This is a genomic window from Priestia sp. P1_B12_1, from assembly GCF_056406695.1.
Genome location: NZ_JBFTZR010000004.1, coordinates 298387 through 314224, shown reverse-complemented (window position 1 = coordinate 314224; position 15838 = coordinate 298387). Strand labels below are relative to the sequence as shown.

General features: G+C 39.4%; 15 protein-coding genes and 1 other RNA gene. 4 read left to right on the top strand and 12 right to left on the bottom strand.

Annotation, left to right across the window (positions count from 1 at the left end):
• Window positions 1-23 precede the first annotated feature (23 nt).
• The gene (locus AC1D0Y_RS16435; protein WP_060745260.1) at window positions 24-734 is read right to left on the bottom strand and encodes a GntR family transcriptional regulator; all 711 of its coding nucleotides are present in this window, start codon (window positions 732-734) and stop codon (window positions 24-26) included.
• A gap of 282 nt (window positions 735-1016) precedes the next feature.
• On the opposite strand from AC1D0Y_RS16435, the gene bglA reads away from it, so the two are divergent.
• Window positions 1017-2456, top strand: a complete 1440-nt coding sequence (bglA, locus tag AC1D0Y_RS16430; protein WP_477707796.1) for a 6-phospho-beta-glucosidase BglA — start codon at window positions 1017-1019, stop codon at window positions 2454-2456.
• Between the two features lie 81 nt (window positions 2457-2537).
• Here the strand turns inward: bglA and AC1D0Y_RS16425 are convergent, their stop codons facing one another.
• The 5 genes from AC1D0Y_RS16425 to AC1D0Y_RS16405 all read right to left on the bottom strand — a co-directional run bounded on the left by AC1D0Y_RS16425 (window position 2538) and on the right by AC1D0Y_RS16405 (window position 6543).
• Window positions 2538-2687 (bottom strand): hypothetical protein, encoded by a 150-nt coding sequence (locus tag AC1D0Y_RS16425; protein WP_013058052.1) that lies wholly within the window; start codon window positions 2685-2687, stop codon window positions 2538-2540.
• Window positions 2688-2886: 199 nt separating this feature from the next.
• Window positions 2887-4284 carry an NCS1 family transporter gene (locus tag AC1D0Y_RS16420; protein ID WP_477707795.1) on the bottom strand — a complete coding sequence of 466 codons (1398 nt, stop codon included), beginning with the start codon at window positions 4282-4284 and terminating at the stop codon, window positions 2887-2889.
• Between the two features lie 242 nt (window positions 4285-4526).
• Entirely contained in the window at window positions 4527-4790 is a 264-nt protein-coding gene (locus tag AC1D0Y_RS16415) for an excalibur calcium-binding domain-containing protein (RefSeq protein ID WP_028409380.1), read from the bottom strand.
• Between the two features lie 104 nt (window positions 4791-4894).
• Window positions 4895-5827, bottom strand: coding sequence for a class A beta-lactamase (gene bla, locus AC1D0Y_RS16410; protein WP_060745257.1), 933 nt, complete (start codon window positions 5825-5827; stop codon window positions 4895-4897).
• A gap of 170 nt (window positions 5828-5997) precedes the next feature.
• Window positions 5998-6543, bottom strand: a complete 546-nt coding sequence (locus AC1D0Y_RS16405; RefSeq protein WP_060745256.1) for a helix-turn-helix domain-containing protein — start codon at window positions 6541-6543, stop codon at window positions 5998-6000.
• Window positions 6544-6680: 137 nt separating this feature from the next.
• Between AC1D0Y_RS16405 and AC1D0Y_RS16400 the strand changes: the two genes are divergently transcribed.
• Window positions 6681-7298, top strand: coding sequence for a LysE family translocator (locus tag AC1D0Y_RS16400; protein ID WP_060745255.1), 618 nt, complete (start codon window positions 6681-6683; stop codon window positions 7296-7298).
• A gap of 328 nt (window positions 7299-7626) precedes the next feature.
• Here AC1D0Y_RS16400 and AC1D0Y_RS16395 read toward each other — a convergent pair whose 3' ends face one another.
• On the bottom strand, window positions 7627-7941 hold the full coding sequence (locus tag AC1D0Y_RS16395; RefSeq protein WP_028409384.1) for an MGMT family protein: 315 nt from the start codon (window positions 7939-7941) through the stop codon (window positions 7627-7629).
• Window positions 7942-8296: 355 nt separating this feature from the next.
• On the opposite strand from AC1D0Y_RS16395, the gene AC1D0Y_RS16390 reads away from it, so the two are divergent.
• A complete protein-coding gene (locus AC1D0Y_RS16390) occupies window positions 8297-8854 on the top strand; it encodes a MerR family transcriptional regulator (RefSeq protein WP_098334324.1) in 558 nt (185 codons plus the stop codon).
• Window positions 8855-8886: 32 nt separating this feature from the next.
• Here the strand turns inward: AC1D0Y_RS16390 and AC1D0Y_RS16385 are convergent, their stop codons facing one another.
• The 3 genes from AC1D0Y_RS16385 to rnpB form a co-directional block, all read right to left on the bottom strand.
• Window positions 8887-9771, bottom strand: a complete 885-nt coding sequence (locus AC1D0Y_RS16385; protein ID WP_477707794.1) for a LysR family transcriptional regulator — start codon at window positions 9769-9771, stop codon at window positions 8887-8889.
• Between the two features lie 358 nt (window positions 9772-10129).
• Window positions 10130-10519, bottom strand: a complete 390-nt coding sequence (locus AC1D0Y_RS16380; RefSeq protein WP_477707793.1) for a VOC family protein — start codon at window positions 10517-10519, stop codon at window positions 10130-10132.
• A gap of 221 nt (window positions 10520-10740) precedes the next feature.
• Window positions 10741-11129: RNase P RNA component class B (gene rnpB / locus AC1D0Y_RS16375), an RNA gene on the bottom strand.
• A gap of 247 nt (window positions 11130-11376) precedes the next feature.
• On the opposite strand from rnpB, the gene AC1D0Y_RS16370 reads away from it, so the two are divergent.
• Window positions 11377-12195, top strand: coding sequence for a histidinol-phosphatase (locus AC1D0Y_RS16370; protein ID WP_060745250.1), 819 nt, complete (start codon window positions 11377-11379; stop codon window positions 12193-12195).
• A gap of 79 nt (window positions 12196-12274) precedes the next feature.
• Here AC1D0Y_RS16370 and AC1D0Y_RS16365 read toward each other — a convergent pair whose 3' ends face one another.
• Entirely contained in the window at window positions 12275-13768 is a 1494-nt protein-coding gene (locus AC1D0Y_RS16365; protein WP_060745249.1) for a glycoside hydrolase family 1 protein, read from the bottom strand.
• Window positions 13769-13810: 42 nt separating this feature from the next.
• Window positions 13811-15751 (bottom strand): beta-glucoside-specific PTS transporter subunit IIABC, encoded by a 1941-nt coding sequence (locus AC1D0Y_RS16360; RefSeq protein ID WP_477707792.1) that lies wholly within the window; start codon window positions 15749-15751, stop codon window positions 13811-13813.
• Window positions 15752-15838 lie beyond the last annotated feature (87 nt).

Below are 15838 nucleotides of genomic sequence, written 5' to 3'. Positions count from 1 at the left end.
CTAATTGAGAGACAGACACTTTTTTATAAAACATGACTCGTTGCTTGTAAAAAGAACTGAGACTGTTCGTAGTTGTACGTTACTTTTGAAAAGTCAAACGGCTGGCCGTTGGCTAAATGAAAAAGCGTTTCAATAAACAATTTAGGATCGCCTTCTTTTAATCCTAAGTATGTAGCTTCTTCTCCGTTCAGCTTGCCAACGTGAAGATATAGATCAGAAAACCCGATTTTTAAGCCAAGTCCTTCTTTAATGTAATGAAAAATAGACTGAGAAACAATTTCATTATTTAAGTATGTAACGATGGATTTATTATAAAACGATTCTTCTAGACACAGCGTCTGGCCGTTGATATACCGCACTCTTTTTACATAATAGACGTCACTATTTTCTTCTATGTTTAAATTTAACGCGGCTTCTTGCGTCGGCTTTCGCACATCTAACTCAATCACTTCCGACGTTAACTGAAAATCTTCAAGTTCACTCGTAAATCCTTGATTGGAAAGCAAGCCAATGTATCCTGTTCGTTTATGACGACGGACAAAAATGCCGCTTCCTCTTACTTGAAAAACCACGCCTTTTTTCTCCAGCAGATCTAAGGCTTTTGTTACCGTACTTTTGCTTGCCTTAAACTGCGCCATCAGCGTTTCTAATACCGGCAGCTTATCTCCTTGCTGAAGCTTGTGTTCTTCAATATAGGTTTCAATTTCAATTGCAATTTGTTGGTATTTAATCATAGCTATACCTCTTTACTGAATTTGTCTCAAGAATAACACGATTATACCATAATCTAACTCCATGCCATAAACTTAAATTATTTATTGATTATTATTTTATTAGGGTATTGATAAATTGTATCGGTACAATTATACTGAAGCGTATAATCAACAAAGAGGTTACAATCACGCCGGTTATTATCACCAATTCAAGCGCTTATCGAGAAGTGATTGTTGAAGATGTTGAAACTAGCGGGCTGAATCAAACATTATTTACCGTAGTGAAATAAGGAGGAACTAACAATGACAAAGATGCCAAAGAATTTTTTATGGGGCGGCGCATTAGCAGCTCATCAATTTGAAGGTGGATGGAACCAAGGCGGAAAAGGACCGAGCGTAGTAGACGTGATGACTGCAGGTGCGCACGGTGTACCGCGACAAATCACTGAAACAGTAGAAGATGATAAATTTTATCCGAATCACGAAGCGATTGATTTTTATCATCGCTACAAAGAAGATATCGCGCTGTTTGCAGAAATGGGCTTAAAATGTTTGCGAACGTCGATTGGCTGGAGCCGTATTTTCCCTAAAGGCGATGAAACTGAGCCAAACGAAGAAGGACTAAAATTCTATGATGATGTATTTGATGAACTGTTAAAGCATGGAATTGAACCGGTTATTACGCTGTCTCACTTTGAAATGCCACTGCATTTAGCTCGAGAATACGGCGGGTTTAGAAGCCGAAAAACAGTAGATTGCTTTGTGAAGTTCGCTGAAGTTTGTTTCGACCGCTATAAAGATAAAGTCACGTACTGGATGACGTTTAATGAAATTAACAATAAAATGGATGTAAACAATCCTCTATTCTTATGGACGAACTCAGGTGTTTCTGTAAAACCGGGTGAAAATGCAAAAGAAGTGATGTATCAAGCGGGACATCATGAACTGCTTGCAAGCGCTCTTGCCGTATCAAAAGGAAAAGAAATTAATCCCAATTTCCAAATCGGAGCGATGGTGTCACACGTGCCAATTTATCCGTATTCTTCAAATCCTGAAGATGTGATGTTAGCAGAAGAAACAATGAGACAGCGCTACTTCTTCCCTGACGTTCAAGTTCGCGGCTATTATCCAAGCTATGCATTAAAAGAATTCGAACGAGAAGGCTATCATATTCCGTTTGAAGAAGGCGACGAAGAAATTTTACGAAACGGAAAAGTCGATTATTTAGGATTCAGCTATTACATGTCAACAACGGTTAAAAGCGACGTTGAAGCTGATAACACGGGCGATATCGTAAACGGCGGATTGCCAAACGGCGTAGCAAACCCTTATATCAAATCAAGCGATTGGGGCTGGTCAATTGATCCAACGGGCTTGCGCTATACGTTAAACCGCTTCTACGACCGCTATCAAATTCCGCTGTTCATCGTAGAAAACGGATTTGGTGCCATTGATACAGTTGAAGAAGACGGATCAATTCATGACGCATCACGAATTGAATATTTAAAATCACACATCGAAGCGTTAGAAAAAGCTGTGATGTACGATGGCGTTGATTTGATGGGCTATACTCCATGGGGGATTATTGATATTGTTTCCTTTACAACAGGCGAAATGAAAAAGCGATACGGCATGATTTATGTCGACCGTGACAACGAAGGAAACGGATCGATGAAGCGCTACAAAAAAGATTCCTTTAACTGGTACAAACATGTAATTGAAACAAATGGTGAAGAGCTATAAGAAATTAGAAAAAGCCGGACTCCTGCGTAAAAACATAGGAATCCGGCTTTTTTAAAACGTGTAAAAATAAAGGCAAATACATTATCTCGGTTTATCTACTAGCTGTGTTTGCGCAATTTCCGTTTGCTTAATTCCCGCTCGTTGAATTTCATCAGCAAACGATTCATGTTTCAGCGTTTTGATTACCTTTTCGCTTCCATCTCGAAGAGTATACACTCTAAATTCATACATACTCTGCCCTCTCCTTTAAGCTATGATTGATGCGATACATTAGATGCGCTCCTGTAAAAGCAACTCATAATAGAGGTAACTTTTTTCTCTTCTTTACTTTACCCACTTTTTAGGAAACTAGACAACGAGATTTAATCTGACGCGATAGAAAACAAACAAAAAGCCTTTGCGGCAAGCAAAGGCTTTGATCTATTTAATATTATTGTTCAAAAATGGTTCCTTTTTTAAACTTTGACTGTTTAAAAGCAAATTTCGTCAAAAGAATATATGTGATTCCTGCGACTACTACTCCTATAATCCAACCTAAATCAACTTCGATAAACGCAGCACCTGCACCGATGAGCATCGCAAGCATGGCGCACGGATTATAGCCGGAAAACGGTCCTTTTTCTTGATACAATTCTTCTACGTTTACTCTTTGTTTCCGTAAAATATAATAATCGACTAGTAAAATAGAAACAATCGGCCCTAAAAAAGCAGAGTAAATTAAAATGAAGAGCCCAAGACCTGCAGCTGACGAATCTTGAACAAGCACCCAAGGGAACGAGCAAAAAGCAAGCAGTCCAGTAATGGTAACCGCCACTTTATAGTTTGCTTTTGTCAGCAGCGTAATCACATACGTAGGCGGAATAATATTTGCCACCATGTTTACCGCAATAACGCCAATCACAATAAAAGCTGATACAGCGACGGTAATATATGAATTATCCACTACAACCGCAAACGCTTTGACAGGATTGGATATGCCCGTAGCAGAAGCAAGCATTGCCCCGATTGTAAGAACGAATCCATAGGCTACTAGAATTGGTGTAAAGTATAAGAACCCACGCTTTGTGTCGCTAATTCCTGGCTTCAGTTCTCTAGAGTAATCGGCTGCGCTTAGAAAAATCGCTGCATAATTCCCCATGAACATCATAATGAAAGAAAAGAACGGAAGTCCCCATGAACCTTTTGTATTTACCCACTTCTCCCCTACTACCTCACTATGAGAAGTTAAAAGAACACCAAATACGTAAACAAGGCCAAGCAATATGATGATTGAAGCAAGCATCTCTACCCATTTAACCGCGTGGAAGCTGTACAGGGAAAGCACGATTTGCAGCAGCTGAATGATAATAAAACAAAGAACAAGATTGTCAAAAGACCCTTTACTTACAATTTTCCCGATTTCGTTTAAAGCGGTACCGCCTGTCCAGCTTTGGAAACCATACCAAATGATAGCTGGAATACCTCGTAAAAGAGACGATATGACGGATCCTTTTATTCCAAAAGACATTCGAAGCTGCATCACATACGGTATGCCCGTCTTATAGCCGATTCGATCGTTCAAGACAAAAAAAGTAGAAATAATACCAATGGCAATAATTGCTGCCACAAACGTTTGAAAAAGATTTAATACCGCAGTACCTGCGATTACCAAGCTAGCCCCAAGCGTCATATTCCCCAAATTAACCCCGTCTCCAATCCACATAAACATATACGATAACGGAGTTAGCTTTCGGTCACTTTCGGCTTTTGGCTTTAGTGACGGATCAAGACTTCTATCTTGATAAGAATGCACCTCTTCTATAACGGAACTTGTTGCATTTGTAGACACTATACACTCAACTCCTTTTTTATGGTGTTTCCCCTCTCTCTTCTAACATTATATGTGAGTTAACTTAACATGTACATAGTGTATACGAATCCCAAAGTAAGTTCATTATTATTTATGTGAATTTTCTGATATTATTTTGTGCGATTTGACTAATTTTTGAGCTCAGCTCGCAACATACAGGAGTTGATGATAATAAAAAATCCAAGCGCTTACAATAAGCGCTTGGATGAGTCCGCTAGTATTTATTTTTCACAGGCAATGTAGTCTTTATCTCGATCTAGCTTTGTATTGGCATCATACAGTGATTTTGACACATACGGTTTGTACTTTGTTTTGCCGCCTTTATTTTTCACATTAGCCGCACGAGCTACGCCGCCTTTGTAGTCTTTGTTTAATTCCGTGCAGTTTTTGTAAGATTTAGCTGCCGCATCTACGTTTGAAACCGTGCTAAAAGATACACTTGTTAATAAACCGAAAGATAGAACAATTGGAAAAATCTTTTTCATAAGAGATACTTCCTTCCTATATTTTTTCTAATTAATAATAGAATGTTCTATCAATCTTTTCAATCTTTTTTTTACATTTAAACTACTATTATCCAAATTTATTTTTATTTACGAGTAACTTTAAGAGCCTTGACCGCTTGTTTAGCCGCTTCTGCAATCAGTTTATCATTATACTCCGCATCTTTTTCCGTACGATTGGAAAGGATCGCAAGAACAATTGGATCTCCTTTCGGCGGCCAAAGGATAGCAATATCATTTCGCGTCGCGTATGAGCCTGCGCCTGTCTTATCAGCTACTTCCCAACTTTTCGGCACGCCCGCTCGTATTAACGCATCCCCTGTTGTGTTTCGCTTCATCCAATCTGTTAAAAGTGCACGCTTGTCTTCAGGAAGTGCCTGTCCAAGTACATACGTTTGAAGACTTGAAGCGAGTGCTCTTGGTGTACTTGTATCGTGAGTTTCTCCTGGATTCACTTCATTTAAATCCGGTTCAAAGCGCTCAGGCAGCGTCACATCGTCTCCTATTTTTTCTAAAGCTTCTTTAAATCCATCCGGTCCGCCCAGCTGCTGCAGAATTAAGTTCCCTGCCGTATTGTCGCTGTAGCGAAGTGATGCATCCGCGAGTTCTCGAAGAGTCATGCCTGTATCCACGTGCTTTTCTGTAATTGGATTATAGTTTACAAGGTCATCGCGCGTATAAAAGATACGCTCGTTGAGATCTTCGATTGACTTCTGCTGTAAAAGTGCGCCGACAGCAAGAGCCTTATGAGTAGACGTATAGGCAAAACGCTCGTCCGGGTGATACGTTACCGTTTTATTTGTACCGGTATCTAATGCATAAATGCCAAGATTCGCATCATATTTGTCTTCAAGCTTAGCAAACTCTCGATCACTCTTAGTTTCTTGTCTTTGACATTTTACCGTTTCAGCATGTACCTCGCTGCTTGAAAAGCTTACAGCCGCCGCGCACGACAGAGCGAGTACAGGCATCATTTTTTTAAGCTTTGAAGTACGAAATATCTCTTTCCATGTCTTCATTACACTTCATCACCTTTCAAAAAAGTATTTAGTATGTATTCTCTTAGGTAGAGATTACCAACAATGCTATTTTATCAATTGTTCACTCTCACAAACATGATAGTTTTATCACATTTATATAATAAAAGTGCCTCACACTGAAGGTGAGCAGTATAAAAACCGTAAGTACTTTAAAAAACAGGCGGCGTAACGGAAAATAAAATAATGGCTTTCTCTTCAAATATATTCTCCCATTTATGATTCAGATGCGAAGGGATTTTGACACTATCTCCTTTTTCTAGCACGTATACTTCCTCTTCCAAATACACTTTAATTTTCCCTTCTAAGACGTATGCCACTTCCTCTCCTTTATGCGCTAAAGGAGTTTCTGATGAAGCCATCATCGGCGGTACTTCCATAATTGCCGTAGCTAGATTCCCTGTGAAATCGGGTGATAGCAGCGAATACGTTAGCTCTTTTACCTTCATTGTTTTACGCTCATTCGACCTTACGACTAAATGAGAGGTGTTTATTTCTTCAAGTAAAAAACTGAAAGTAGGAACATCGAGGCATTTAGCTAAAATTTTAAGCGTTGAAATGGACGGATTAGCTAATCCTCGCTCAATTTGACTTAACATAGACGGCGTAATCTCCGCTAATTTGGCTAATTCTCGACTGCTTAGCCCCTTTTCTTTTCGAAATTTCTCTACTTTTTTTCCAATATCTATGTTTTCCATGATGATTCCTCCGTAAAAGATGTTTAATTATACTTAATTTTATTAAATTAAACTTAATAAACGGCGTTACTTATGTTAAATTATATTTAATAAATAAATTATAATTTAATACTATCACAGTAAGGAGGAAGAAAAAAATGAACGACATCTTCACCTTTTTGATTCTCACATTATTTGTTATTATGAGTCCTGGTATTGATACCGCTCTCATTACCAAACGAACGATGGCAGATGGACAAACGGGCGGCTATAAAATGGCATTAGGCTTAGCGAGCGGCTCTTTAGTTCATACACTCGCCGCCACGTTTGGTTTATCGGCTCTTCTCCTTCAGTCAGCTCTGGCATTTGAAATCGTAAAATACGCAGGAGCCCTTTACTTAATGTATTTAGGAATCTCTTCCTTCCTTTCTAAAAAAAGCAATATACCTTCTTCTGAAAAAGAGGAGCAGTCAAAAGAAAAGTCCGCTTTTCGTCAAGGCCTTGTCTCAAACGTTCTTAACCCAAAAGTAGCCGTGTTTTTCTTAACTTTTTTACCTCAATTTGTTCAAAGTGATCAAAATGTAACGCTTCAATTACTTCTGATGGGAATAACGTATACGATCCTTGCTATCACGTGGTTTTTCGTATTCGTCTTTTTTATTAACTATTTACGAAAATGGCTCACAACACCTAGCGTGCAGCGCTTTATGGACAAAGCAACGGGAGTCGTTTTAATCGGGTTTGGATTAAAGCTTGCTTTTGAAAAACATAAATAACAAAAGTATGTTAGTTGAAGAAAGTTCCGAATGAGTTTGATTTTTGATGGAGAATCAAACTCATTCGGATTTTTTTATTGTGATGATGAACGTAGGTCTAATCAGGTGCTTCTAGCCATTAATTGGAGGGCAAGACGAAGACTCCTGCGGGAAAAGCGGAAATGGTGAGACCCCGCAGGAGCACAAGCGACGAGGAGGCTCAGCGGCCGCTCGCGGAAAGCGAAGTCTTGCACGGAAGTTAATGGCGGTGTCACAAGCGGTTCAGCTCCTTTATCTCGTTTGTTCATCTTTAGATGGAATTGATTTCGTTATGTCTCAATTTCTTTTGTTATTTATACACGTCAGGTTCATAGAGATAGACTTTAAGATCAAGCTTTCCATCCGAAGAAACGATTATTCCTTCCGCTTCGAGTGAAAGTTTTTGAACAACGTACATTTCTTCGTCTTTAAACCCAATTTCTCCTTTAGAATTAATGACTCTGTGCCAGGGGAGATTATGTTTCTTACTCATCGAATGCAGGACTCGTACAACTTGCCTTGCACCTCGCGGACTCCCAGCCAGACGGGCGATTTGTCCGTATGTCATTACTTTCCCGGATGGTATTTGTTTAATAAGTGCTACTGCTCGTTCTGTAAAACTCAAGTCGCTCCTCCTTTCGTTTCTTCTTTAGTACAACATTACCATATTAAATAAACAGTGAAGTAATCACTCGATTTTTCTTCAGCAACATTATAAGATAATAATAAGAAGCACGCTCATCATTGTTCAACATACTCCAAACAAATGCTTACTGATTATTTCCCATTCTTCAACTAACAAATCTTTGTGCGAGTGGCAGCTTATACCTCATTTATGACACTGTGATTATAAAAACGTTACAGAAACCAACACAGCAAGGTACGTAGAAGCGTTACATGATAAGATAAACAGTAGAGATACTAGTACAATTTCAAATTGATGCTGACGAATAAGTAATCATTTAAAAAGTGGTGAGAAAATGACAAAATGGCTTAGTGTAAAAGAGTTATCTGAAGAAACGAGTATTCCTACTTCAACGATTAGAAGATATATAGATAAATTCCAATATTTCTTTATACAAAAAGAAGATCATCGACCAAAACAATATGAAGCTGCGGCTGCGACCGTTTTACTGAAAATTAAGCAGCTTTATGATGAGGGCTGTCAAGCAGAAGAAATCAATGAAGCGCTGCAAAAAGAATTCTCTTTGACTACAAGCGAGGATCAAGCTGCCGTGTCTCTAGAAGAAGCCGAAGACAAAGAGGACACAGAGAACACCGCAGAAGCAGCTGACCAGCCCGAGGCCGACGACCAGCAGCCGACACCTCCCGAACAGCCGGTACAGTCTTCACCCCAACAAGAGCCTGATACAAAACAAATTCTTCAGGAAAAAGATAAGCAGCTTATTCAATCTTTGCGCAAAAGCCTGCGTGAACAGCAGGCCATTTCAGAATTAGTAGAAGCTTCAAAAGAAAGCAGCGTAGTAGGTAAAAAAAGATCGATTTTAAAACGATTATTCCGACGAAAAAAGGACTGAGTTTGCAAACAAGTTTAGGCTACGAAATACCGTTATTTCTGGTCATTAAATTTATGTAAAACAAAGTTTCTAAACTGTTTAACAGCCGGTGATAGATATCTTCCTTCAATCCATGCTAGTCCAATTACTCGATGGCAGTTGGCTTTAGCTAATGGGATTTTCACTATTTTACTTTGATCGATTCCGTGTAAATCTGGAAGGATAGAAATTCCTAAGCCGGCTCCTACAAGTCCTGCTACGGTGTCAGCTTCCTCTCCTTCAAACATGATGTGAGGCTTTACCCCTGTCTCTTCAAATAACTGCTCAAACGTAAGACGAAGAGAAAAACCTTCTTTTAAGTGAATAAAGGATTCCTCAGCAATTTCTTCTAGTGCAATACTTTCACGATCAGCATACCGGTGATTTTTCGGTACGATCACAAACAGCTCTTCACTCCAAAGATGCTGCCACTTAATGACCGATTTCTCTTCCATAGGGGCAATCAAACAAAGATCCAGTTCACCGAGCTGCAGCTGCTCAAGAAGAACGTGAGAAGGACTTTGCCTCAGCTGAAAATTCACTTTAGGATATGAGCTGCGAAACGACGCGATTAAATCTGGAATCAAATCTGTGCTGAGCGTATGTAAAAATCCAAGTGACACCTGCCCTTTTTCCGGATCTAGCAGCGCTTGAATTTCCTCTTGTCCTTTATCAAATTCTTTCATCATATTATCTACACGCTTCAAAAAAACTTTACCGTATTGATTCAATCGAATGGAACGTCCTTGCCGGTCAAATAGCGGCGCTCCTACTTCTTCTTCAAAACGAGCAATTGAACGACTGAGCGCAGGCTGCGTAATTAACAGTTCTTCTGCGGCGCGCGTCATATGCTGTGTACGTGCAAGCGTTTGAAAATATTTAAACTGCTGCCACTCCACTTTGTACCATCTCCTTATTAACCGTTCTATTCATTACATAGATGTATGAAAAATATGATTATAATGAATTATACATTATAAATAGAGGGCGTTACTATAAAAAATGGAAACATACTCGAGGATGTTTTTAGTTCACCTTGACGATTGCTGTATACGGCACTTATTAAAAGTTTATACTCATCATTTTCTAGCAGAAAGAAGGATTTGGTATGAAACGTAAGGAAAGTTATTAAAAAGCTAACTAAGATATCATAGTAACTACACATCAAAAAGACCTTTCTCTCACAATCAAAGAAAGGTCTTTTTTGAGAATGTAAAACGCATTTTTTCTTGTATGTACCCCTTAAAGTAAACTTTTTTAGAGTTTAACTCGTTCTACTAACTGCAGAAACTCATCATTAGGTCCGTGAAATAAAATCATACGGCCGCCTTCAAGCGTTGGCTGAGGCTCCGATGATAAAAATTCAATTCCTTTGCTCTTATAATGTTGAATCGCCTTATTTATATCCTCTACCGTAAAGGCAAGGTGGTTAACAATCCCGCTTTTGTTATACTCGCCAATCGGATCAATATCTCGAATGAGCTCAATTTCCATACCCGGCTGTTCTTCAAGATACAAAAAAGCCATCTCTCTTTTCTCGTTAGATCCTTGAAGGCGAACTTTAAAGCCAAACATATCTCCGTAGTAGTGAATCGTCTCATCCATATTTCCAACAATAATTGCTGTATGCTCCATTTTTTTAATCATCAATCTTCTCCCTTTCCCCGTATTTAGTAAGTACAAGTAAACTATACCGCAATTTAGCCAATATGTATTTCCATATACCTTGAATTCTCATACTATAGTTAGGAAAATTCAAGCACTCTATCAATGAGTCGGCTATGATTTGAAAAATAACAAATAAAAAAACAAACCTCATTGGTTTGTTTTGGTTACGTATTTTATAGTCAGTCTCTGTTTCAACAACGTTCGATAAGCCATGTTTTGTACCTTTGTACTGCAAACGATTTTACTCTCGTACTCAGGCGGTAATCATCTATCTACGATTACACATGTAACCGTCCGTCTCTCCGTTTGATTCCTTAGAGACAGTTCCCCTACCATTGTTTGGGTTTCTCGCTCGTGGGGTTTACCGTGTTCCACCTTTGCTGTTTCCAGCAAAGCTTCGTCACTGTGGCACTTTCAGGGATACTCGACCATATCCGAAGACTTAGGTGGTTTTTCCCGCCGTCAGCTAAGCTATAAGCCAAGCTGCCCTAGCTTATTTTTTCACTAGGCACGAACACTACGGGCATCTCAGCACCGTGCGAGCATGGACTTTCCTCTACATCAAATGATGCAGCGATTACCTGAACGTTATTTCAGATCGTGTATGAGTAGTATATGCGTTTTAGCTTGCCGAATCAAATGTAACTTTTGGTATGGATTCCATTTCAATTTTTGCGGCAAATTAAATAAAATAACCTCTTTCTGTACAATTTTTTTAGTGGATGACTCACCAGCAAGCCAAGAAATATTCTCTTCATCCATTTCTACGGGGGATACTTTGTTTCTTTGTAGAATATTCTATACACCACACAAAAAGATAACAGAGGTGATGAAAAATGAACGCTGAGTTAAAATTTGATTTTCATACCCATCACGACCGATGCGGACATGCTCGCGGAACGATTCGAGATTATATAGAGGCATCCATTAATAAAGGGCTTGATATCATTGGAATTTCGGATCATTCTCCTTATTTTGCGAGCGAAGAAGACCAGCCTTATCCTCATATTGCGATGGGAAAAAGCGCATTTTCCGGATATGTAGCTGAGATTTTGAAACTAAAAGAAGAATATAAAGAGAAAATTGAAGTACTGTTAGGCGTGGAGTCTGATTTCTTTCCCGAGCATGCAAAAGTATACCAAAGCCACTATGAAAAATATCCGTTTGACTACATAATTGGCTCTGTCCATCTAGTTGATGAAGTCAGCATCTTTCATAAAACGCGCTGGGAAGGTCTTTCTCAGCATGAAAAGCAGCGCACGAAAGAAACGTATTATCAATTAATCGAAGAATCCGCCCGGAGCAGAATGTTTCAAATCCTTGGCCATATTGATGCCATGAAAGGATTCTATCCCTCGTTTTCTTCTATCGAGACAGCTGTCATTGATCAAACGCTAAAAGTGATTTCAGCGCATGACATTGCCATAGAAGTGAATACATCAGGCAAAACCAAAGACTGCGGAGGCTGGTATCCTGCAGATGATATTTTAGAAAGAGCCCTGCACTACGGGGTACACATTACCTTTGGTTCCGATGCTCATGATCCGGAACGCATTGGCGACGACTTTGAACTAGTAAAAAAGCGTCTTAAAGAAATCGGCTTTACAGATTGGGTCTTTTTTAGACAGAAAAAAATGCAGATGACACCTTTATAAAACGTAAATAGACTCACAATAAAAATATGCCTGAAGACAAGGAGATGAAGGACATCTCGTGTTTTCAGGCATGTGTTTTTTACTGAGAAACTTTGACTTTTGTAGATGAAGATAAATCTTCTCCATTTGTCTGAATCACTTGTTTATACCAGTAAAAAGAATCTTTTTTAGATCGTTCAAGTGTACCATTTCCTTCATCGTCTTGATCTACGTAAATAAAGCCGTATCGTTTTGACATTTCGTTTGTTGACACACTGATTAAATCAATAGGTCCCCACGCCGTATAGCCCATTAAGTCCACACCATCTTTAACAGCTTCTTTCATTTGTTCAATATGCTGCTTTAAGTAATCTACGCGGTACGGATCATGAATAGAGCCGTCTTCTTCTACTTTGTCATGAGCTCCTAAACCATTTTCAACGATAAACAGCGGTTTGCCATACCGGTTATGAAAATCTTGTAACGTATAGCGCAGTCCTTTCGGATCGATTTGCCATCCCCAGTCGGACGTTTGAAGATGAGGATTTTTTACACTTCCTGCAATCATATTTCCTAGGACATTGTCTTCTTCGCTTTGAGTTGTGACAGAAAGAGACATATAGTAGCTAAACGAAATAAAGTCCACAGGGTATTGTTTGATAATCTCATCGTCCCCTACTTCTTTTACGATTTGAATGTTGTTTTCTTTAAAGTAACGCTCCATTACCTTTGGATATTCTCCGCGAACTTGAACATCTGTAAAAAATAAGTTCAGGTCATTTTTATGCTGAGCTAGTAAAATATCATCCGGATGATTCGTCACAGGATACGTTGTCATACGCGCAAGCATACATCCTACTTTTACATCAGGAATAATCTCGTGAGCTAACTTAGTGGCAAGTGCACTCGCAACAAACTGATGATGCGCCCCTTGATACGCAATTTGCTCCGCTGACTGATTTGGAACGTTTTCAACTAAAATACCGCCGCCTGTATAAGGACTATGTGTAATCACATTAATTTCATTAAACGTCAGCCAGTATTTTACTTTGTTTTTATAGCGTGTAAATACCGTTTCCGCGTAGCGTGTATAAAAGCCAATTAGCTTGCGGCTGTACCAGCCGTTGTATTTACGGGTAAGCTCAAGCGGCGTTTCATAATGCGAAAGCGTCACCAATGGTTCAATGCCGTACTTTAACATTTCATCAAACAAATTATCGTAAAATTGCAACCCTGCTTCGTTTGGCTTCACATCATCTCCATTTGGAAAAATTCTCGCCCAGTTGATCGAAATGCGAAGCGTTTTAAATCCCATTTCCGCGAACAGTGCGATATCTTCTTTATAGCGATGATAAAAGTCAATAGCCGTACGCTTTGGAAAACGATCGTTTACTTTGTTGTTAAGCACATCTTCAATGTAATCTGCTTTTACATCCATTGAATAACCAGTTCGTTCGTCTTTTGGGACAAATCGGATCATGTCTGCAGTAGACAGCCCTTTCCCATCAACGTCGTAAGCTCCTTCAATTTGGTTAGCAGCCGTCGCTCCTCCCCATAAAAATCCTTTTTTAAATACAGTATCATTTGTTAACATAGCCCCCACGTCCTTTTTTCATATTTTTATTAAAAATAGCATTTATTTTACTACAGAAAGTAGCTGTTCCCCTTCAAAAATTGGACCTATTTCATTGACCGGCAGCACATCTAAATACTCTGCGGTGTTTGTGATAATAACCATCGTAACGGTTTCGAATCCAGCTTCTGCAATCGCATGCCGGTCAAATTCAATGAGCGGCTGCCCTGCATTTACATACTCTTTTTCTTTCACCAGTGCTTTAAAATGCTCTCCTTTTAAAGAAACGGTATCAATTCCAATATGAATTAAAATTTCTTCGCCCTCTTCTCCTTTAATGCCGATTGCATGTTGAGAATCAGGCAGCACCATAACCGTGCCAGCAATAGGCGAAACTACGCGGTTTTCGTTCGGTTTAATTGCAATTCCTTTCCCCATAATTTCTTGAGCAAATGTTGCATCTGACACTTGATGCAGCGGTACAAGCTCACCGTGCAACGGAGAGAAGACGCCTGCTGTTTTACCGCTTTTTTTCGCCTCTACTGCTAGAGAAACATTTTGTAATGGCGCTTTTTCTGTGACAGGATGTTCTTCAAGTTTGATTGTATTTTTTTCTGTTTCTTCTGAAGCAATATCTTTAAATCCAAGAGTGAGTACCAAAACAGCTGGTAAAATAACTGCCGCTGCCAGCAGCGCCACAGCGACCATTAAATTGCCTGCTGCTCCGCTTGGATCTGCAAACGTAGGGATAGCAAAGATTCCGACTAATCCTCCTAGTGTAAAAGCTTTAAAACCATACCAGCCAGCAAAGCCGCCTAGCAGTGCACTAGATGCCATAGCGTAATAAAAAGGTTTTTTTAACTTCATGTTTACTCCGTACATAGCGGGCTCTGTAATTCCGATAACAGCTGAAATAGCCGATGAAAATGCCACTTGTTTTAAATCTTTATTTTTTGTCTTCAAGGCTACTCCAAAAGCTGCTCCACCTTGAGCAAGGTTGCTGATATACATCATTGGCATCAAAACATTGTCAAATCCGTATACTTTTAGATTTTGAATCGCAATCGGACCTATTGCATAGTGCATGCCGGTCATGATAATAAGAGGCATAAGACCTGCTAGTAAAAGCCCTGCCAGCGGACCGGCTGTTTCAAACATCCAAGAGAATATAATGGCTACTCCGTCTCCCATATACGTTCCAAGCGGACCGATTACCCATAACGTGATAGGTGCAGCAATTAAAAGGGTAAGCAGTGGTGAAAACATGACCGTAAGAGTAGCCGGCATCCATGAGCGAACAAATTTATATACATACTTTAATAAAAGCACACCTAAAATAATCGGTATAACGCTAGACGTATAGTTCACAACTGGAATGGATATAAAATTGATTCCAAATAACGTGAATTCTTTTATTTTCGTAATGCCTCGTGCTGCATCTACAAAGGTCGGATACAGCATGGCAGCTGCTAAAGCAAGCGCTAAGTATTCGTTTGTTTTAAACTTACGAGCTGCTGAAACTGCTAAGAAAAAGGGTAAAAAGTAAAAGACTCCGTCTCCAATTGCGTTTAGCACGGCGTACGTATCGCTTTCTATGCTCAGCCATCCGAGAGTAGCAAATAAAGCGACAAAAGCCTTTAGCATACCCGCACCAATAAGCGCTGGTAAGATAGGAGTAAAAATTCCCGAAATACTGTCCATTACAAGTGAAACAACGCCTTGTTTTGTACCGCTTTTCTCCTCAGCAGCGCTTCCGCTTCCTACTAAAGGTTCAACTTCTTCAAACACTTCAGCCACTCTGTTTCCAATAATGACTTGAAACTGATCACCGGAAAATTGAGCGCCCATCACTCCTTTTATTTGCTTAATTTCCTCAACCTGGACTTTATTCTTATCGTGAAGATTAAAGCGAAGTCTCGTCACGCAGTGCCAAGCCTGGTTAACGTTCTGTACTCCACCGATTTTATCTACTACTTGTTTAGCTGTTTCTTTATATGAAGTCATTTATATCCCTCCTTTTTTCAATAAAAAAACCCAAACAGATCACTACATGTTTGGAACATGTCAATGTCTGCTTGGGTAATGCCTGAT

Coding starts and splice junctions, on each gene's coding strand:
- AC1D0Y_RS16400 (WP_060745255.1), top strand. CDS start 6,681: ATGAACGACATCTTCACCTTTTTGATTCTCACATTATTTGTTATTATG.
- AC1D0Y_RS16435 (WP_060745260.1), bottom strand. CDS start 734: ATGATTAAATACCAACAAATTGCAATTGAAATTGAAACCTATATTGAA.
- AC1D0Y_RS16365 (WP_060745249.1), bottom strand. CDS start 13,768: ATGTTAACAAATGATACTGTATTTAAAAAAGGATTTTTATGGGGAGGA.
- AC1D0Y_RS16370 (WP_060745250.1), top strand. CDS start 11,377: ATGAACGCTGAGTTAAAATTTGATTTTCATACCCATCACGACCGATGC.
- AC1D0Y_RS16425 (WP_013058052.1), bottom strand. CDS start 2,687: ATGTATGAATTTAGAGTGTATACTCTTCGAGATGGAAGCGAAAAGGTA.
- AC1D0Y_RS16390 (WP_098334324.1), top strand. CDS start 8,297: ATGACAAAATGGCTTAGTGTAAAAGAGTTATCTGAAGAAACGAGTATT.
- AC1D0Y_RS16415 (WP_028409380.1), bottom strand. CDS start 4,790: ATGAAAAAGATTTTTCCAATTGTTCTATCTTTCGGTTTATTAACAAGT.
- AC1D0Y_RS16405 (WP_060745256.1), bottom strand. CDS start 6,543: ATGGAAAACATAGATATTGGAAAAAAAGTAGAGAAATTTCGAAAAGAA.
- AC1D0Y_RS16380 (WP_477707793.1), bottom strand. CDS start 10,519: ATGATTAAAAAAATGGAGCATACAGCAATTATTGTTGGAAATATGGAT.
- bla (WP_060745257.1), bottom strand. CDS start 5,827: ATGAAGACATGGAAAGAGATATTTCGTACTTCAAAGCTTAAAAAAATG.
- AC1D0Y_RS16360 (WP_477707792.1), bottom strand. CDS start 15,751: ATGACTTCATATAAAGAAACAGCTAAACAAGTAGTAGATAAAATCGGT.
- bglA (WP_477707796.1), top strand. CDS start 1,017: ATGACAAAGATGCCAAAGAATTTTTTATGGGGCGGCGCATTAGCAGCT.